The sequence below is a fragment of the Candidatus Limousia pullorum genome (assembly GCF_057405065.1).
Genome location: NZ_CM171614.1, coordinates 576,896 through 594,137, shown reverse-complemented (window position 1 = coordinate 594,137; position 17,242 = coordinate 576,896). Strand labels below are relative to the sequence as shown.

General features: G+C 44.7%; 21 protein-coding genes. 4 read left to right on the top strand and 17 right to left on the bottom strand.

All coding sequences use genetic code 11. The annotated features are described in order from the left end of the window. Nucleotides 1-62: 62 nt before the first annotated feature. The 3 genes from CGICJO_RS02640 (at nucleotide 63) to CGICJO_RS02630 (ending at nucleotide 2,505) form a co-directional block, all read left to right on the top strand. Nucleotides 63-467 (top strand): helix-turn-helix domain-containing protein, encoded by a 405-nt coding sequence (locus CGICJO_RS02640; RefSeq protein ID WP_055161994.1) that lies wholly within the window; start codon nucleotides 63-65, stop codon nucleotides 465-467. Nucleotides 468-542: 75 nt separating this feature from the next. Beyond that, nucleotides 543-1,058 (top strand): ImmA/IrrE family metallo-endopeptidase, encoded by a 516-nt coding sequence (locus CGICJO_RS02635; protein WP_486499540.1) that lies wholly within the window; start codon nucleotides 543-545, stop codon nucleotides 1,056-1,058. Between the two features lie 25 nt (nucleotides 1,059-1,083). Then, the gene (locus tag CGICJO_RS02630) at nucleotides 1,084-2,505 is read left to right on the top strand and encodes an RNA-binding domain-containing protein (protein ID WP_486499539.1); all 1,422 of its coding nucleotides are present in this window, start codon (nucleotides 1,084-1,086) and stop codon (nucleotides 2,503-2,505) included. A gap of 96 nt (nucleotides 2,506-2,601) precedes the next feature. Here CGICJO_RS02630 and CGICJO_RS02625 read toward each other — a convergent pair whose 3' ends face one another. From CGICJO_RS02625 to CGICJO_RS02560, 14 genes are all read right to left on the bottom strand, one after another. Beyond that, on the bottom strand, nucleotides 2,602-2,973 hold the full coding sequence (locus CGICJO_RS02625) for a helix-turn-helix domain-containing protein (protein ID WP_486499538.1): 372 nt from the start codon (nucleotides 2,971-2,973) through the stop codon (nucleotides 2,602-2,604). A 179-nt stretch (nucleotides 2,974-3,152) separates the two neighbouring features. Then, nucleotides 3,153-5,807, bottom strand: coding sequence for a cation-translocating P-type ATPase (locus CGICJO_RS02620; RefSeq protein WP_486499537.1), 2,655 nt, complete (start codon nucleotides 5,805-5,807; stop codon nucleotides 3,153-3,155). A gap of 511 nt (nucleotides 5,808-6,318) precedes the next feature. Then, complete coding sequence (locus tag CGICJO_RS02615; RefSeq protein WP_486499536.1) at nucleotides 6,319-6,954, bottom strand: GyrI-like domain-containing protein; 636 nt, start codon at nucleotides 6,952-6,954, stop codon at nucleotides 6,319-6,321. Between the two features lie 63 nt (nucleotides 6,955-7,017). Beyond that, complete coding sequence (locus CGICJO_RS02610; protein ID WP_486499535.1) at nucleotides 7,018-7,542, bottom strand: flavodoxin domain-containing protein; 525 nt, start codon at nucleotides 7,540-7,542, stop codon at nucleotides 7,018-7,020. Between the two features lie 40 nt (nucleotides 7,543-7,582). Beyond that, nucleotides 7,583-7,906 carry a DUF3795 domain-containing protein gene (locus CGICJO_RS02605; protein ID WP_486499986.1) on the bottom strand — a complete coding sequence of 108 codons (324 nt, stop codon included), beginning with the start codon at nucleotides 7,904-7,906 and terminating at the stop codon, nucleotides 7,583-7,585. Nucleotides 7,907-7,917: 11 nt separating this feature from the next. Then, entirely contained in the window at nucleotides 7,918-8,319 is a 402-nt protein-coding gene (locus tag CGICJO_RS02600; RefSeq protein ID WP_486499534.1) for an SRPBCC family protein, read from the bottom strand. Between the two features lie 18 nt (nucleotides 8,320-8,337). After that, nucleotides 8,338-8,988: a flavin reductase family protein gene (locus CGICJO_RS02595; RefSeq protein ID WP_486499533.1), complete on the bottom strand. Its 651-nt coding sequence runs from the start codon at nucleotides 8,986-8,988 to the stop codon at nucleotides 8,338-8,340. A 25-nt stretch (nucleotides 8,989-9,013) separates the two neighbouring features. After that, on the bottom strand, nucleotides 9,014-9,385 hold the full coding sequence (locus CGICJO_RS02590; RefSeq protein ID WP_486499532.1) for a hypothetical protein: 372 nt from the start codon (nucleotides 9,383-9,385) through the stop codon (nucleotides 9,014-9,016). A gap of 100 nt (nucleotides 9,386-9,485) precedes the next feature. Further along, nucleotides 9,486-9,680, bottom strand: coding sequence for a nucleic acid-binding protein (locus CGICJO_RS02585; protein ID WP_173729005.1), 195 nt, complete (start codon nucleotides 9,678-9,680; stop codon nucleotides 9,486-9,488). Nucleotides 9,681-9,731: 51 nt separating this feature from the next. Next, the gene (locus tag CGICJO_RS02580) at nucleotides 9,732-11,309 is read right to left on the bottom strand and encodes a hypothetical protein (protein ID WP_486499531.1); all 1,578 of its coding nucleotides are present in this window, start codon (nucleotides 11,307-11,309) and stop codon (nucleotides 9,732-9,734) included. Next, on the bottom strand, nucleotides 11,302-12,012 hold the full coding sequence (locus CGICJO_RS02575) for an ABC transporter ATP-binding protein (protein ID WP_055056837.1): 711 nt from the start codon (nucleotides 12,010-12,012) through the stop codon (nucleotides 11,302-11,304). Before CGICJO_RS02575 ends, CGICJO_RS02580 begins: the two co-directional genes overlap by 8 nt. Before the next feature lie 11 nt (nucleotides 12,013-12,023). Further along, nucleotides 12,024-12,443, bottom strand: coding sequence for a hypothetical protein (locus CGICJO_RS02570; RefSeq protein WP_395506584.1), 420 nt, complete (start codon nucleotides 12,441-12,443; stop codon nucleotides 12,024-12,026). After that, the gene (locus CGICJO_RS02565) at nucleotides 12,440-12,643 is read right to left on the bottom strand and encodes a helix-turn-helix domain-containing protein (protein WP_178200657.1); all 204 of its coding nucleotides are present in this window, start codon (nucleotides 12,641-12,643) and stop codon (nucleotides 12,440-12,442) included. Before CGICJO_RS02565 ends, CGICJO_RS02570 begins: the two co-directional genes overlap by 4 nt. 122 nt (nucleotides 12,644-12,765) lie before the next feature. Then, on the bottom strand, nucleotides 12,766-13,239 hold the full coding sequence (locus CGICJO_RS02560) for an SLOG family protein (RefSeq protein WP_015518001.1): 474 nt from the start codon (nucleotides 13,237-13,239) through the stop codon (nucleotides 12,766-12,768). A gap of 143 nt (nucleotides 13,240-13,382) precedes the next feature. On the opposite strand from CGICJO_RS02560, the gene CGICJO_RS02555 reads away from it, so the two are divergent. After that, entirely contained in the window at nucleotides 13,383-13,715 is a 333-nt protein-coding gene (locus CGICJO_RS02555; protein ID WP_486499530.1) for a helix-turn-helix domain-containing protein, read from the top strand. Between the two features lie 101 nt (nucleotides 13,716-13,816). Here the strand turns inward: CGICJO_RS02555 and CGICJO_RS02550 are convergent, their stop codons facing one another. From CGICJO_RS02550 to CGICJO_RS02540, 3 genes are all read right to left on the bottom strand, one after another. Next, a complete protein-coding gene (locus CGICJO_RS02550) occupies nucleotides 13,817-14,926 on the bottom strand; it encodes an HAAS signaling domain-containing protein (RefSeq protein ID WP_395506585.1) in 1,110 nt (369 codons plus the stop codon). Further along, on the bottom strand, nucleotides 14,923-15,267 hold the full coding sequence (locus tag CGICJO_RS02545) for a PadR family transcriptional regulator (RefSeq protein ID WP_395506586.1): 345 nt from the start codon (nucleotides 15,265-15,267) through the stop codon (nucleotides 14,923-14,925). The genes CGICJO_RS02550 and CGICJO_RS02545 overlap by 4 nt, the downstream gene beginning before the upstream one ends. Before the next feature lie 157 nt (nucleotides 15,268-15,424). Next, nucleotides 15,425-17,161, bottom strand: coding sequence for a CHAP domain-containing protein (locus tag CGICJO_RS02540; protein ID WP_486499529.1), 1,737 nt, complete (start codon nucleotides 17,159-17,161; stop codon nucleotides 15,425-15,427). Nucleotides 17,162-17,242: the final 81 nt, after the last annotated feature.

Here is a 17,242-nt window from a genome sequence, read left to right as displayed (position 1 = left end):
TTGTCAATATGGGTGCGCAAGATATTTTCAAATCAGGTGGGATAATTTGGAGGTCAGATGAAATGAAATTCTGTGAGAAAGTAAAAGAAGCCCGCACGAAGGCAGGCTTAAAGCAAGATGAGCTTGCAAAAGCAATCGGCGTTTCTCTGCGGACAATATCGAATTATGAGGCTGGCACCCGCTACCCAAAAAAAAGGGAAACCTATTATAAGATGGCGGAAGTCCTGAAGGTCGATGTCAACTATCTGCTTACCGATGACGAGGAATTTCTGCTGAACGCTGAATCCAAATACGGAAGCAAAGGCGCAAGACAGGCAAAGGAGCTTATGGCAGAGGTTACGGGGCTTTTTGCAGGCGGCGAGCTTGCCGATGAGGATTTGGACGAGATGATGAAAGGCATTCAGGAAGCGTACTGGATCGCCAAAGAGAAGAATAAAAAGTACACTCCCAAAAAATACCGGAAATAACGCTTGATGTCCTCTTTTTCGGACAGTGTATTTGATAAGATATACTTACTGGCAGTAGAATGGGGGTGTTTGCTCTTGGATATTCAGACTTTAGAGATTGTCAGAAAGGCGAATCGTCTGGCAAATGACCTTTGCACAAGAGATCCGCATAGAATCGCACAAGAACTGGGCATAGAAGTTATCCCATTAGCCTTCAAGAAACAGCGAGGGGCATACAAGGTTTTAATGCGTAACCGTTTTATCTTCATAAAAGACGATCTGCACCTTGTAATGGAGCGTATTGTAATGCTGCACGAGATTGGACACGACGCATTACATAGAGAAGAAGCGGTCAAAGCCGGCGGCTTCAAGGAATTTAATATTTTCGATATGCGGCAAAGCCGAATGGAGTACGAGGCAAACATCTTTGCTTCCCAAATCTCCCTGCCTGATGATGAAATACTGGAATATATCGAAAACGGGTATGATATTCAACAGATCGCACGGGCAATGCACTCGGACATAAACTTGGTCGCATTGAAAACGGATACGCTGATCGCACAAGGCTATCGTTTCCGTCATCAGGAATACCGCAATCAATTTTTGAAATAAAGCAACAGATTGGAGCTGTCTATATATGAAATACTCGATTGAAGAATTATGCACGAAAAAGGAAGATCAGGTCTTTGACCGCAAAAGCGCAAGGAAAGACGCTAAGGGATTATCCAATCATATCGTAGCTTTCGCCAATGCAGATGGCGGCACACTTGTCATTGGTATTGAGGACAATGGAGATATAACAGGTATAGACGCATATACCAACAATATCAACGACATTCTCCGTGTCCCCTTCGATTACTGCACTCCTTCGGTAATGGTAACGACCGAAACGGTTGATTGCAGGGACAAGGACGGGAATCCAAATCATCTTTTGATTATGACGATTCCCCAAAGCTCCGAGCTTCACGCCAACCAGCAGGACGAGGTATATTACCGGATGGGCGACAAGTCAAAGAAGCTGAACTTTGACGAACGCTTACAGCTTATGTACGCCAAAGGCTCACGCTACTATGAAGATGAGCCTGTGTTCCGGTCTGCTTTAGATGATATTGATATGGATTTTGTCGCTGAATACTGCAAGAAAATCGGCTATTCCAAATCCGCCGAGGAATACATCAGGCAAAACAAAGATTACATTGTCCGGCACGATGGTAGAGAAGAAATGAGCGGAGCGGCGCTTCTTCTTTTCGGGAAAGAGCCACAGCGTTTCTTTCCGAGAGCAAGGGTGCGTTTTATCCGCTATGACGGGACAGAGGCAAAGGTCGGTACAGAAATGAATGTCATCAAGGATAAGATGTTCGAGGGAAAAATCCTTGATGTGGTACGGCAATCTCTTGAATTTGTAGGCGATCAGATCAAGGAGCGCACACGGCTTGGAAATGATGGCAGATTTCACACTACGCCGGAATACCCTGAGTTCGTTTGGAAAGAAATCATCATCAACGCCATCGCTCATCGAGATTACAGCATTAAAGGAACGGACATTCAGATAAAAATGTTTGACGATCACATTACCGTAGAAAGTCCCGGCAAGCTCCCCGGCATTGTGCGTTTGAGCAACATCCGCACCGTTCATTTTTCAAGAAATCCTAAAATCGCCCGTTTCCTGCAAGAATATGATTATGTGAAGGAGTTTGGCGAAGGCGTTGACCGTATGTTTAAGGAAATGTCTGACGCCGGACTTCCCGCACCGGAATACACGGATAACGCCTTTATGCTCAATGCGACGATACGAAATGGCGAATTAAATGGCGAGTTAAATGACGACGATGGCAAGTTAAATGGCGAATTAAATCCGGCTCTGCTTTATCTGAACAAAAGCGAGTTAGCGGTTTATCATCTCATTGAAAAAGCTCCGCAAAATTCCCGTCAGGAAATTGCCAATCAGCTTAACATATCTACGAGAACAGTAGATAGAGCTATTAAAATTCTTATCCAAAAAGATTTGATTGTGCGTGAAGGCTCCAAGAAAACTGGATATTGGCGTGTTATAAAGTAAGCAAAAGACCACCAATTTCGATTGGTGGTCTTACTTATTACTTTATGTTAGAGCTTGATATTTCCACAGCTTGAAAGTTGAATTTTCATATTTACTTTACCAAACGAAAAGCGAGTTAATGATAAAATAAGCAAATAATATAAGTACAATGCCTGCTGCAATTCCGGCAATTATCAAATACCATTTCACAAAGGTTTTTGCCGTATTCACATCATTATAGATTGAATTTATTTTTTCATTGCTGATATTTTTATCCCTGACTTCCTGCACATCAATATCTTTTACTAATTCATCGAGTGTCAGACCAAAGTAGTCACTCAAAAGGACAAGGCGCTGAAAGTCCGGATATGATTGACCGGATTCCCATTTTGAAATAGTTTGTCTGGATACTTTTAGCTCAGCACCTAATTCTTCTTGTGACATTCCTTTTGTCTTTCTTAAATCAATTAGTTTTTCGTTAAAGTTCATAGTGATTCTCCTTTGGTTGGTTTTTAAGTACAAAACAAGTATTGCAGATAGATGTTTTTTAATCAACCAACCATTATTGGCAATTTGTCAACCGCATATAACAACAGCAAAATTCAGTAATATATACAGATAATTAACTCTTTCAAAAAAGACGGAGGGTGACCCCTCCGCCTTTTTGCTTATTTATGAATATGCTTTTTAATGGTCTTTACAATTTCCACTTGCAAGATCGACATCAAGGACAACCCAAGGACAACCAGCCACTGTGTGCCATCCAACAAGGTCAACTGGAACGCACTTTGCAGTGCAGGGACAAACAGGATGCACGCCATCAGAAGGGCGGACACCACGAAGGAAATAACCAGCCAGGGGTTGATCCCCTCTGCCCGCACCCAGATAGGCTCCGTATTGGAGCGCTGATTAAAAGCGCGAAGCATCTGCGAGAAGGCCAGTACACAGAACGCCATTGTCTGACCGGTCACATGGCCGCCCATGCTTGCGCCGATCCAGTAAGCGCAGGTGGTCATGGCCGCCACAAAGATGCCTTGTATAATAACACGGCGTACCAGATCTTTTTCAAACAGAGTGCCCGATTTTACTGGCTTATGCTTCATAATGTTCTTGCTGGCCGGATCAACACCCAGTGCCAGGGCAGGCAAGGTAGCCGTGGCAAGGTTTACCCACAAAATGTGAACGGCCAGAAGGGGTGCATCCCAGTTAAACAGGGTTGCAACAAACAAGGTTAGAATTTCTGCGATATTACCAACCAAAAGGAACTGGATTACCTTCTGGATATTGCGGTAGACACGACGGCCTTCCTTGATGGCATAAGCAATCGTGGTAAAGCTGTCATCCAGCAAGATCATGTCGGCGGCATCCTTGGCCACATCCGTACCGGTGATACCCATCGCAACACCGATGTCCGCTGCTTTCAGGGCGGGGGAGTCATTGACACCGTCACCCGTCATAGCCGCTACTTCACCGGTGCGTTTCAAACTCTGGATGATACGCAGTTTATCCGCAGGGGATACACGGGCGAAGACGGTTGTTGTTTTTACCGCATCGTCCAATTCGTCATCCGTCATCGTATCCAGTTCCTCACCGGATACGACGGTGTTGCCTTCTCGGTAAATATCCAGCTCTTTCGCAATGGCAAGGGCTGTCACCTTATGGTCGCCGGTGATCATAATCGTTCGGATGCCCGCCTGACGGCAGGTACGCACGGAATCGGCCACTTCCTTTCGGGGCGGGTCGATCATTCCGGTTACACCCACAAAAGTCATGTCAAATTCTACATTCTCATCATCATCTGTAGGTAGCTCCATGAGGGTGCGCATGGCAAAGCCAAGCACACGCAAGGCACCCTCCGACATGGAAAGGCAAAGTTTTGTAATGTTTTCTTTGTCAGCCTCCGTAATAGGCCGCACACCTTCCGAAGTCAGAATGTGAGTACACAGGGGCAGCATTTCATCCACCGCACCCTTGGTATAAGAAATCCACTTTTCATTGATGCGGTGAACAGTGGTCATCCTCTTACGCTCAGAATCAAAAGGCTGCTCAAAAAGGCGGGGATAATCATCCTCCAGGGCTTCATGGTCGATTCCAAACGCCTGTGCCAGATAGATCAGCGCACCCTCTGTGGGGTCACCGATGATTTCTCCCTTTCTATCCGGGTCAAGGCTGGCGTCATTGCAGAGAGCCGCTGCATAAACCAATTCCTTATAGACCGCGGGATGCTGGTTGGCAGCATTTTCAACCGGGGTAGTTGTGCCGTTTTCAAAATCTCCGTTGACCGCAATGTGTGTTACCGTCATCTTGTTGAGTGTGAGCGTACCTGTTTTATCGGAGCAAATGACGGTGGCGCTACCCAGGGTTTCCACTGCGGGCAATTTACGAATCAGTGCGTTTTTCTTAGCCATACGCTGCACGCCCAGCGCCATTACAATAGTGGCTGTAGCAGGCAGGCCTTCCGGGATGATAGAGATTGCCAGCGAAATCGCAACCAGGAACTGCGGAATCAGCGGGCGCTGATAGAAAGCACCGATGGCAAAGATCAGGGCACAGACGATTAGTCCAACAATGGTCAATGTCTTACCAACTGCGTTCAGCTTTCGCTTTAAGGGCGTATCCGTATCGTCCTGATTGTCCAGCATACCGGCGATGTTGCCTACCTCGGTATCCATGCCGGTGGCTACCACAACGCCGGTCGCCCGTCCGTATGTGACAATAGCGGAGGTGTATGCCATATTACTGCGGTCACCCAACGGGCAGTCTTCCGGCAGAATATCTTCCGCTTCCTTTTCAGAAGGGACGGATTCGCCTGTCAAGGAAGCCTCCTGCACTTTCAAATTGGCGGAATCTATCAGGCGTAAGTCCGCCGGAACCATATCTCCATCGCCAAGCATCACGATATCGCCCACTACCAGCTCGCTGGCAGGAATCACGCTCTCCTCCCCCTGACGCAGAACCTTAGCCGTTGGGGCGCTCATGTTGCGGAGAGCCTCCAGAGAGGATTGCGCTTTCTTTTCCTGCACAATACCGATAACAGCGTTGACGATTACAATAACAAAGATTACCGCCGCTTCCGTCCATTCCTGCAAAATTGCGGAAAAAGCGGATGCGCCGATGAGGATAAGTACCATCGGGTCAATGATCTGCGCTTTCAGCATTTGAAGAATGGTTTTGGGCGGTTTCGAGCGCAATGCATTGCGCCCATATTTTTCCAGTCTTTCGGCAGCCTCGGCATCACTTAATCCTTCCTCGGAGGTATGTAAAGTCTCATAAACCTCCGTAAGTTTCAGTGCGTGCCAAGGCGTCTGTCTGTGTCGATCCATGATGGATCAATCACTCCTTTCTTTGATAAAATTTATATTCTGACCGCCTTTCAGCGGTGATCAGCAAAAAAGAACACAAATAGACATAGCCTGCTGTCTAACAATTAGACGCAGGTTATGCCTATTATATATAAAACCTATTCAATTTATAGTTATTGTTACTTCGATCAGCGTCGCTACTGTCGGCGTTGTCCATAGTAAGTCTTTCAATTCCCTTCTTTGAATAATTTGCTTTTTATTATATAGGGAAACCCGCAAGAAGTCAAGGCTGAATTGGGAAGTTCATACTAATTTTAATTTTGAGCGTTTCAAGTTCTCTTTTATAACATGGAAATTTAGATTCACTGACGTTTGCCTATCTTTTATTAAGAAATTAAAGAAAATAAATTCATAGATTACCGCAAAGGTTTTTGTAAAAAACACCCTTGACAAATCTCTTTCCAACTATACTTGCCATAAGGAAAGGAATATTGACCGCTTAGTTATTTTTTTCCTGTTGACCTTTATCCGATTACTCAGCTTTCCGGATTGGGTGGCGCACGACCGTTTTCAATCGGCTCACATCACATTTTCTCGGATCGCTCAGATAGATTTCGTGATGGTATCTCGTGTCCGTAATATCCAGTTCGTATCCATTCGCTTTCATATAGTCGTGCATTAAGTCAACGGTAGCAGGCTCATCATCGTAAGAGCCGATGTGCATACACTGGACGCACATTCCCTCATCATAGGGGAAGAACTCAACCTTAGAAAAATCCTGCTTTTTCTTTTTCGTTGCCTCCTGAACTGCCCACTCAAAATCTTCCTTCGTTACGAAATCCGGCAGCCGGATCATAGAAATAAAGTGCATATCTTCTTTTCTTGCATAATCAAGCCCCTGTGTATTTTCCTGCCACCAAAGACCTTCAAGGGGCGGCGCTACATACTCGAAAAATCCCTCGATTTTATGCGTCCCCTTATAGCTCATTTTTATGGTAAAGGCAATGCCGTACAGCAAGCCGATTGAGTTTTTGTATTCTCCGTTTTCCTCATTGGGATTGCCTTTTCCCTGGACTGCTATATAATTCATTTTCGGAATCTCTATAATTCCGGGCTTGTTCTTCGGCATATAAAATTCCTTGTATTCTTTCTTGTAATCAAAAGCCATTTTGATTGCTCCTTTATCTTCCTGTTCAACAACTTAGGATTTATCTGCTTTACAAACTGGTGTTTATCGCTTAATACATTCAATTATTGGTTCAATGTATTTTTTGTCAGTCCAGTCGCAGTTGTTGTCCCCGGCTGCCATTAATGCCTTTTCCCATATTTCGTAATCAGATGGATCTTTCTTTGCAACAGCCTTTCTAAGTAAATTGCACAAAGTTCTATCTTTGAAAGACATTGCGTCCATATCCCATGCGCCACGACAGTAAAAGACGGGAATATCAGATAAATTATCTTTCATGTTATGCTCTTTGATTTGTAGAAATGCATTTTCTTCATATGGAGATGCACCGCAACAAAATACAATAATTTTTTTGTCCGTCAATTTATTGATATTCTTTTTTAGGAAAGACAAGCCGGCAATACCGGAAGCATATATTCCTCCGCCTAAAATAATAGGGTTATATGCAATAATTTCATTAATATCAGCTTTTTTTGTTTCTATACACTTAAACCCGGTTTCCTCAGACAGCCATTCAGCATATCTTTTTGTAGCACCGTATTTTGATTGATATAGGATTACTCCGTTCATAAATTAATCTCCTCAAATGTGAATTTGTTACTCTATGTATTTACCCTTTCAAATTTTCCAAAGCAGCCGGATTATTTTCGAGGATTGCCCCAACAGTCGGGCAGGTTTCTAATTCCGAACAGTCGCCACAGGTGGAAACTCCTTTATTTAACGCACACTTGCGAATCCCGCACAGGCTATCGCAAAATACCGTTTTTGCCCCATTCATACGGCAGCCCTCGCAGTTAATATGCTCTGGAAGAATAGGAGTGTTGTTTAACTCTGCCCACAGCTTTGCCGTTTTCTCCCGCAATGCTTGATCATCATTGACGGTCGCTATGTATGCGTCGCATTTTTCGCAGTCCAATCCGCAGTATCCGGTCATCTTTTTCACAATTACATTCCTCCCAATGCTTTTCTTATATCTGCAACAAACTGTGCCTGTTGCTTTTTCAAATATAATTTCACAAAGGGCTTCAGCAACCATTTCTTCGCTTCCACTCGCTCTGTAAAATCAATTTCTGTTTCGTCGCCTTTGGCAGTGAAAACACCAGTCCAATGACCTGTCATATTGCTGTTTTCCATATCAAACTCCCATCGTCTGTATGGCTCAGCAAGCGTCACGGTAAAGGTCGTCGGGTAGCCATCTTTGGTGTATTCAATAAATTGCTTATCGCTGATAACTTCTGTCTTGCTCAAATCGCTTCTCCAAGCTCCGTAATTTTCAATATCCAACACCAGCTCCCACACTTTTTGAAGTTCGCCGGGGATCAGCGCTTTTATATTTGAAACCGCCATTTTTGCTCTCTCCTTAAATCAGTCGTATTTCTCAATATGCACGGTGGCAATCGCCGTCTGATTCGGCTCTCCGGTAACAAGGTCTTGCGGCGCAGGCACGAGCAGCATAAATCCGTCCTTGCCATATCTTAATTCATACCCTTGTGCATACGCTTCTTCCACAGAGATGTGCTGTACCTGTCCGATGACCATAGCCGTAATACCTGCACCGCTTAAATCCTGTATTTCTTTCAGGGTACATTCCATCGTGAGAAACGCTTCGCTGATCGCAGGTGCGTGAATGGTTTTGGCGTTGGAAACAGTAAAGCCTCCTGCTGCAAATTCGTCATCGTTCCATTCATTCTGATGAATGGTATTTACCAACCTGTCATAACAGCTTATCGGGAGAAAGTTAATGCAAAAGCATTTTTCTCTTTGGATATTGGCATAGGTGTGGGTATGCTGATACAGGTTGCCCATCACGGCAAAGAAAGCGGTCTTATCTCCGTGAAAGCAGCTCCACGAATGAAAGCACACATTCGGTTTCCCGTTCTCTTTCCAAGTCGTGACAGCAAAGAGAACGGTCGGTATTCCTGCTGTTACTTCAAAGTGAGAGAACAGCTCAAATTCTTCCGGATAGGCTGGCTTAAAATACTGGGGAAAATCCTTTTCAATCTCGATCTTCATCATTATGCCTTTCTCTAACCTGAGTAGATTACGACTCATTTGGGATAAAGTATAAGGAATAGCCACCTATATTGATTGGCAGCGTCGGAATTTCAGTTCCGTCATAGTATTCCGTAGGAGCTACGGTAGCATAGCCGGTCACTCCATCAATGATAATCTCATAGTCCGTTCCCTTCGGCGTTTTCTGCATTACCTCATAAGTGCCGTTATATGTCTTGCCGTTTGTGGTATCCGTTATCGTGATTTCTCCATCTTTAGCAGTCAAAGTCATATCCACGATTTCAGCGTCAGGATACAGCTCGTCAGCTTCTCCTACGGCAACCACGAGTTCATCCTGATATTGGGCAGCTTCCGTATCATTGCTCATAACCGTTCTCATTTTCCACTCATAATCTTCCATCTTCACGACATCAGCATTGCAAGCAGAGAGAGCGAATACGATGAATGACATCAAAAACACAGATAAAATCTTTTTCATTTCATACCGCCTCCATTTACCGTCACAGCTTCTCTACATCTTCCACATAGATGGAGACTTCGCCGCACTTGGGACAGATTGCTACCTTCGGCTTGCCGATCCTGCCGCCGAACAGCTTATTTTCGTCCGATGACATTACAATTCCGTATCCTGCGCCTTCTACCTTGATGGCGCAGTTTTCTTTCATTTCCGTTCCACATCTGAGACACTTTCTCATAAATAAATCCTCCGTTTCTTTTTATGGATTTCCGGCAGTAAAGCCGCCCCGTTATGTTCTAAGTCTAAAGGTTTTCGGCGCAAGGCGGTATACCAAAATGCTGGCGACAATGCTGTAAAGCACACAGAATACGATAGTCATTATTCCAAATATCATAATCGGCATACGCAGCCGCATAAGGGCAAAGCAGATGACATAGGTTACTGACAAAACGATCCGGTATGTGCCGCTTTTCAGCTCCGTCCCTGCGTTATAAGGCTGGAGCAGATAGTAAATCGTCAGGTAATGAATCGAGAAAAACAGGCTCATGCACAGGATGGAAACAACCAGCACTACATAGTTCAGCGGATTGTCCGTCCCTCCGGTGGCAAACAGGATCAGCGCCAGTCCGATACCGATCACGAGCGCCGGAACAGCGTTGATTTTCATAATCTCACGCAGGCGAATCTGAAACAGCCGCAGGATAAAGCTCGGCTGCTTATAAAACGAATAGGTCAGCAGGCTGTGATCGCAGTTCATAAAAAGCGCCTGTGTAAAGTTCGTGCCACGGTTGATAGCGTACATTATAAATACAAAGTACGGAAGCCAAGTCATCACGATTTCGTTAATGACGGTTTTTTCTTCGGGCAGCAGATAGACGCCTGCCAGCACGGCGGCGACAAGGAAAGCGCACACATAGGAAATCTTCTTTGTCGAGTTCCAGAGTATCTTTTTATGCCTTTTGATAAACAGCTCATTCAGATACTCGAAGCCCTTGCGGTTGCTGCTAATGGAAGTATCTGCGGATATTTTCTTTTCATTTGCCTGTTTGATAAGCTTTGTCTGTGCCGTGCTGTCCATCTGATTGGTCAATCCGGCTAATAATTCCTTGTTGATTGCGTAATAATCACGGAAGGTAGTGAGCCTTGTGATACTTGCCATACCAAGGGGAATACACGCTAAAAATATAACCATTGGTACGACCGCAGGCAAAGCAAAACCAAAGGCGGGCGGAGCATAGGCTGCGGCTAAAAGCAGGGCGATACAGCACCACACATATTTGGACAGCTTATTTTCGTTGTAGCCAAATCCCCTTTTCTCATAATCCCACAGGGTAACAGCCGCCGCAAACAGCTTCATACCCGCTATGCAAAGGGGCAGGAGCAGACAAAACCACAAAGGTACGCCTCTGTCCATACCGAACAGAATCGTAAAGGGCAAAAAGCCCACAACGACCTTCAGGATGGAGTAGAAATAGTTTACAAGCGTATATTCTCGTGCGTCCATTTTCATCAGGATCATCGCATAATATTTATCCTTTGTCGGATTGAAAAGGTGTGTGTTTACAAAGCTGCCGATTACCGTGAGAATCAGCAGGATATGCAGGAACACCTCATTATCCGGCAGTCCGTTATAAAGGATACCGATACCGCATACCATCGTGATAAAGTAAAGGAACTTGCCGAGGAATACAGAAACGATTTCCCACAGCACGGACAAAATGTTTGCAAAGATTTTCAGTCCCTTTACCTGATACAGCGTTACCGGAAGCAACCGTTTTAAGAGCGGTATCTGCTTTAAGGAAAACAGAACGCCGTTGACACGGTATGTATTTTTCAGGGAAAAAGATATTTTAAGCGTCTTATTCATTTCCTTCCTCCCTGAGTGCCGCAATGATTTTATCCTTAAATTCCCTGCTGTCCAAATCGGTTTTCTCCACGACCTCCAGTTCGCCGTGATTAAGCAGCACGATCTCATCGCAGAGGTCAAGCGCCAAATCCATAATATGAGTGGAGAAAATGGTAATGCGGTCTTGTTTCAGTGAACGGAGCAGTTGTTTCATTTCTTCCGCCACAACCACATCAAGGGATGTCAAAGGCTCGTCGAGCAGCAGGATATTCGGCTGAGCGATGATATTGATGAGCATTTGCATTTTGTTTTTCATACCGTGGGAGTAGTCCTTGAGCAGTTTATCCCTGTCCTCCGGCTCAATACTCATATAATCGAAATACTCGTCAATGCTTTTCGGATTTTTGATAGACTTCTCGTTGATGTCCATAAAGAATTTCAAAAACTCCCTGCCTGTAAGAAACTCCGGCACGGTCGGGGTAGAGAGTACATATCCGATGTCCTCTGCGGACACCTCACGGCGGACGCCGTTTTCATCTTCTATATAGAAATTGCCGCTATCCGCCTTCAAATCCCTGTTCAGGCAGTTAAACAGCGTTGTTTTTCCAGCGCCGTTTCTGCCGAGCAGCCCATAAATTTTCCCTTCATCAAAAGTAAAATCAATATCTCTGAGAACTTCCTTTTTCTCAAAGCTTTTTGACAAATGCTCAATTACAAATTTCATAATATCCTCCGTCACATCTTATGCTGGTAATATGCCATCAAAATAAAATCAAGGATTGTTTTAAGCAGGAAAGCGCCTACAAGAGTAAGAACAATCCATAGTGGTGCGTCGAAAAAAATACATACCCAAGCGCCTGCCATCAGCAGCCAGTGCAGTATCTCGCCGGATATTGCCTGTGCTTTGCTGCGAATGAGCTGATTGCGCTCGTCTTTTTCTTCAATTTCATTGATTTTCATCAAATCGGGATTTTTTGCGCCCCACAGACCGACACACCATTTCGCAATCCCATAGCCGAACAATCCGGCACCTATCCCGATCATCGCTCCGCTTTGCGAATCGCTCAAACAGTCCTGTAAAAGAAATCTTGCGCTCAGAGCCAAAGCAATGCCGACTATGCCAATTACAAGATATATTCCGGTTTTCTTCTTCATTGCTTTTCCTCCTCGTAAATGAAAATATCTTCAATGCTCATATCAAAATACCGTGCAAGCTTAAACGCCAATGTAATTGAAGGATTGTATCGTCCGTTTTCCAACGAGCCGATAGTCTGCCGAGATACTTCCAGTGCGGCAGCCAGTTCTTCCTGCTTGATTCCCCGTTCTTTCCGGATTTCCTCTAAACGGTTTTTCACGGTGCGCCTCCTTTCTATGGAAAGCCAGCTTTCCATATCTCTATTATAGCAAAGAGGGCGCAAATGTCAAGTATACTTTCCATTCGGAGATGAACTTTTTTCAATCTTCCCATTCTTCACATCTATTGAGCAGCTAAGTTTATCACTTGCACATTGTTTTGCCGAGCATAATTTACCGTATATGCAGTCCCGCCTTTCTCCTGTGTTAAATAGGCTATGCAGACACTGCTGCCATTTACCAAATGGCGGTTTCTTTTGAACATACAGCCCCGGAAATAGTCGTGAGAAGTATATACTACCTTATCCGCCTGACTTTTGATCTCCTCATAAACCGCTATATCATCTTTGCTCCAGCCTTTTGTCTGTGTGGTACACGGAAGGACTAAAATCAGCTTGATATGTGAATATCGCTTTCTCAAGGATAAAACGCATTGAGCAGCCAGCGTATCAAAGCCCAATGCTCCACCTGCGCCAAAGTACATATATCCTTCTTCTATCAGTCGAAGCAAGGTGTTTTTTAACCGCTGAGAGAGTTCCGGTATGCTCTCCGGCGGTATTTTTCTATGTCCGGTAAAGCAAGCCGTTTTTCCCCTCATTAAAGTTCACCAGCCAGTTCAAAGCCTAAAAGCACAAAAAATCTAATTATAATACTCATAGTATATCAAAGTCAACAATAAATATCAATAGTCTGTGGAACTACGGAAACAATATTTATAGACTATAAATGGAGGCTGGAACTATGAGTGAAATTGCAAAAACAATCGGACAGCGTGTCCGCAATTATAGAATTGATAAGGGATTGAGCCAAGAGAAGCTTGCTGAGTTATCCAGTTGCCACCCTACTTATATCGGGCAAGTGGAACGAGGGGAAAAGAACGCTACTCTTGAAAGTATTGAAAAGATTGCTTCAGCTATGAATATCTCGCTTGCTCAGCTTTTTGAGAAGATAGGCGAAAGCAGCACCGACAGCTATCCTATGAAATGTTACGAGCTGGTCGCAGCAAAAAGTAAATCCGAGCAAGAACATTTATATAAGATGTTAGTTGAAATGGATAAATATAAAAATCAATAAAAGCGGGAAAAAATACGGTGTTACCCCAAATGGGTAGCACCGTATTTTTGTTTCATCATAAACTATTTCCATAATCAAAATATTCTAAAAACTACAATTTTTTATGTATTGGAATTTATACCGTTTTTTACGGAAACCCCATAACGGAGCGTTTTGTAAATCGTCACACCAATCTCAAACAGAGTAATAACAACAATAAACGCAAGCAGTCCATTGGATACCATATCAGCGTTCCAGTAAGTGAAAAAGTTTGCGCTTGAATCTGCATTAGCACCCAACGCCTGTTCAATCTCAAGTACAAAATTCGGATTCCAGATAGGTAAAACTTTCAGCACAATGGCGCTTAACACAATCTGAATTACCCCACACAAAATATTGCTGATCATTACCAGCTTACAATAAACGCCGATGATCAGACGCAAAATCTCATCTATAAGACCAATCAGCAGACTGATTACAAAGACAGGCAGAACAATTCCCCATTGTTCCAAATTGAAAACGGGTACGGTTGTTATGGCTTCGCCTTCCGTAAAAATCGCAGCAAAGAAATGAGGGGCAAAAATTAGCAATACACTGAAAATAACGATAAACACAATGCCCACAATACTATCTCCGCGACTTATAATTGCTTTTTTATCCGGTACAGGCTCCAAAATCTTTGGCGTCCATCTGGAGGATGGCGTTTTTCGTTCTTCAGATAGGCTTTCTACTGACCATTTCTCTGCCTTCTTCATTTCGATCTGAATCTTTTTCCGCTCCATAATGGCGAAAGTCAAGGTTACTGCACCGAAAGCGGATATGCAGGACAGCATAGCGTCGGTAATTCCAACGATCAATCCGTCCACAATAGCTCGAATAATAACAGAGGCGGCGTTCTGCGAAGTGATTGCGGGCATTTCTCCTATCGCATTTATCAGCGAAATAATCAAAATTGGTACGGCAGCGCATATTAAGACAACTTTTACAAACCACAAATAAGTGTCAAAATATTCAGGTCCAATCAAATACTTCTGCTCGTTTTGATATTGCTTTGCAAATTCAGCAGGATCGCCAAGTTCAGTCAGCACTTCTTCCATAGAGCCTCTATCCGCATACATATCACTGATCAGTTCTTCCAACTCCATACGAACTTCCTCTCGTTGTGCTTTGGGAAGCCGATGAATCACTTGATAAATATATCGATCCATATAATCTTTCTCATTCGGTGTCATTCTTCTTCCTCCTCTAATAACCTTTCGATTCCGGCAGACAGATTATTCCAATATATTTTCATCTGTTCATAGACCTGTGTTCCATACTCTGTTCGTTGATAATACTTTCTTGGCTTTGTGCCACTGGTTTCCCACTTGCTTTCTAAAAGTTGCTGACTCTCCAGACGCCGAAGTAGAGGATAAAGGGTATTGGGATCAATGGCAACGCCTTTTTCTTCCAAGCTCTGCACCAAAGCATAACCGTATTTCGGCTCATTCATCTGACTGAGTACACTAATTGTCAATGTCCCTCTGCGAAGTTCCAGAAGCAAAGTAGATAATAAATCTTTTTCTTCTCCCATCAGCGTTACCTCCTGATGTCATTATACTGTATGTCATACTGTATTGTCAATATAAAAATGAAGCGTAATCGAAAATATATGTTCATTTCAGATTCAGTTCATTTGTATGTAATCAAGCCGCCTGCATTTAAGCAAGCGGCTCGTTTTTACCTTCCGATCAATAGGCAAGCGCACCATAACCGAGTATTTCGTAATACCCAACCGGATAACTATTCTGACGAACAGAATCCCCGGAGTTGCCCTCGACCGTGTAAACTCTGCCGTTTTCTACCTTTTGGACGATACCCGTATGGTCGGATAATCCGTCCTGACCGCTTTCGTCCGCCCAATCGAAGAAGATAATCATACCCGGCGTAGGCTCGGCGCTGTTATCCAGCCATTGCCCTCTGTCCTTAAACCATTGTACGCCGTTGACGCAGCCTGCGTATTTCGGAATTACACCAGCGTCGATATACCCGCACTCGTTAGCACACCAGCTCACAAAGCAAGCGCACCACTCGACACGGGAATTAAAACCGTACCAAGACCAGTACGGATCGCCGCCCATTGTTCCGATTTGGGAAAGCGCAACGGTTACGATCTGATCGTCTGTCCCCGTAATCCCGTAAAGCACCTGCGACCACAATGAATTGTTTTCATCAGCAAGCAGCTCTGCGAGATATTCTTTCTGTTCCTCGTTAAATCCATACTGCGCCGCCATCTCATCGGCGGTTTTATGGCTGACCGTGATATACAGATAGGTTTGCGTGACCGTGCTTTCCGTCTCCACGATATTTCCGTGACCGTCATCGGTTTCAGTAATGACCGTCTCCGTTTTGGTGTCGGTGCTGGAGCTTATTTCGTTCATCTCCCAAAAGATGTCCGTGAGAAGCTGCTTTTTCGATTCGTCCATCGTCGCAACCTCTTGGGGATTATCCGGATCGGTGTTGACTTTGACGGAATACACCGCAAGCACCTCTTTCCAAACGGCACGGCTGCCGTTCATTTCAAGGACATCATAAGATACCGAGTTTTTTTCGTCCTGCAATTTGGTATCGTATTCGGTATTGATTTCCTGCACAACGGTCTGCATACTCATACCCGTGCCGGAATCCTCGCCTGAGAAAAAGATACCGAACACCGAGCCGAGAAGCATACCAATCAGGCAAATCACGATAATGACCAAAACCGCTATCCAGCCGCCTGCGGCGATTGCAGCAATCAATGCCTTTGTTCCGGCGATAATCGCCTTGACCGCAAGCGCTATCGCTCTTGCGATTGCTTTCGCCGTGACAACGGCGGCACGAGCCGCTGCCCGTGCCGCCTGAACTGCCCTTTGAGAAGCCTTGACCGTAGCCTGCGCCGTTTTCTGCGCCGCCTTTGCGGTACGCTGCGCTGTCTTGACGGTCGTTTTAGCGGTGCGCTCTGCGGTTTTTACCGTTTTCTGCGCTGTTTTCGCCGAGCCTTTCCCAACCGTCTTAATCGTCTTTTTCCCTGCGGAACGGGCAGACTCTTTTACTGCTTTCTTCGGCTGTTCCACCGCTTTGATACTCTGACTGACGCCTTTTCGTGGAGCTGCCGCCTGCGCCTGTTTTTGAAGCGACTGCGCCGCCCGCTTTTCCTTGAATTTCTGAATACCGTCCTTTGCCTTGACGATATTCTGCTTTGTCGCCTGAACGCCCTTGCGCCCCTGCTTATCAAATTGGTGTACGGCTTCGTGGGAAACTCGGTCGATACCGCTTTCTAAACGGTTGGAAGCGTATTCCTCCGCACTGCTTTCAGGGACATCAACGGAGTGTTCCGCTTTTTCTTTGGTCTGGATAAAGGCGGATTTCATACGCTCGGCGGCAACCGCCGATTTATCAATCGTTTTGATCGTGCCTTTCGCTATATCCCTTGTCTTAATATCCGGCATAGAAAACCTCCTTTCCAAGCGCCCGTGGACGCTTTGAAGTAAAAAAAGAGGGGGAAAGGTATCAACACCTTGCCCCTCAAA

Excerpts from the sequence above, each read along its gene's own strand:
- CGICJO_RS02640 (WP_055161994.1), top strand. The coding sequence starts at position 63 with ATGAAATTCTGTGAGAAAGTAAAAGAAGCCCGCACGAAGGCAGGCTTA.
- CGICJO_RS02630 (WP_486499539.1), top strand. The coding sequence starts at position 1,084 with ATGAAATACTCGATTGAAGAATTATGCACGAAAAAGGAAGATCAGGTC.
- CGICJO_RS02625 (WP_486499538.1), bottom strand. The coding sequence starts at position 2,973 with ATGAACTTTAACGAAAAACTAATTGATTTAAGAAAGACAAAAGGAATG.
- CGICJO_RS02620 (WP_486499537.1), bottom strand. The coding sequence starts at position 5,807 with ATGGATCGACACAGACAGACGCCTTGGCACGCACTGAAACTTACGGAG.
- CGICJO_RS02615 (WP_486499536.1), bottom strand. The coding sequence starts at position 6,954 with ATGGCTTTTGATTACAAGAAAGAATACAAGGAATTTTATATGCCGAAG.
- CGICJO_RS02610 (WP_486499535.1), bottom strand. The coding sequence starts at position 7,542 with ATGAACGGAGTAATCCTATATCAATCAAAATACGGTGCTACAAAAAGA.
- CGICJO_RS02605 (WP_486499986.1), bottom strand. The coding sequence starts at position 7,906 with ATGACCGGATACTGCGGATTGGACTGCGAAAAATGCGACGCATACATA.
- CGICJO_RS02600 (WP_486499534.1), bottom strand. The coding sequence starts at position 8,319 with ATGGCGGTTTCAAATATAAAAGCGCTGATCCCCGGCGAACTTCAAAAA.
- CGICJO_RS02595 (WP_486499533.1), bottom strand. The coding sequence starts at position 8,988 with ATGATGAAGATCGAGATTGAAAAGGATTTTCCCCAGTATTTTAAGCCA.
- CGICJO_RS02590 (WP_486499532.1), bottom strand. The coding sequence starts at position 9,385 with ATGGAAGATTATGAGTGGAAAATGAGAACGGTTATGAGCAATGATACG.
- CGICJO_RS02585 (WP_173729005.1), bottom strand. The coding sequence starts at position 9,680 with ATGAGAAAGTGTCTCAGATGTGGAACGGAAATGAAAGAAAACTGCGCC.
- CGICJO_RS02580 (WP_486499531.1), bottom strand. The coding sequence starts at position 11,309 with ATGAATAAGACGCTTAAAATATCTTTTTCCCTGAAAAATACATACCGT.
- CGICJO_RS02575 (WP_055056837.1), bottom strand. The coding sequence starts at position 12,012 with ATGAAATTTGTAATTGAGCATTTGTCAAAAAGCTTTGAGAAAAAGGAA.
- CGICJO_RS02570 (WP_395506584.1), bottom strand. The coding sequence starts at position 12,443 with ATGAAGAAGAAAACCGGAATATATCTTGTAATTGGCATAGTCGGCATT.
- CGICJO_RS02560 (WP_015518001.1), bottom strand. The coding sequence starts at position 13,239 with ATGAGGGGAAAAACGGCTTGCTTTACCGGACATAGAAAAATACCGCCG.
- CGICJO_RS02555 (WP_486499530.1), top strand. The coding sequence starts at position 13,383 with ATGAGTGAAATTGCAAAAACAATCGGACAGCGTGTCCGCAATTATAGA.
- CGICJO_RS02550 (WP_395506585.1), bottom strand. The coding sequence starts at position 14,926 with ATGACACCGAATGAGAAAGATTATATGGATCGATATATTTATCAAGTG.
- CGICJO_RS02545 (WP_395506586.1), bottom strand. The coding sequence starts at position 15,267 with ATGGGAGAAGAAAAAGATTTATTATCTACTTTGCTTCTGGAACTTCGC.
- CGICJO_RS02540 (WP_486499529.1), bottom strand. The coding sequence starts at position 17,161 with ATGCCGGATATTAAGACAAGGGATATAGCGAAAGGCACGATCAAAACG.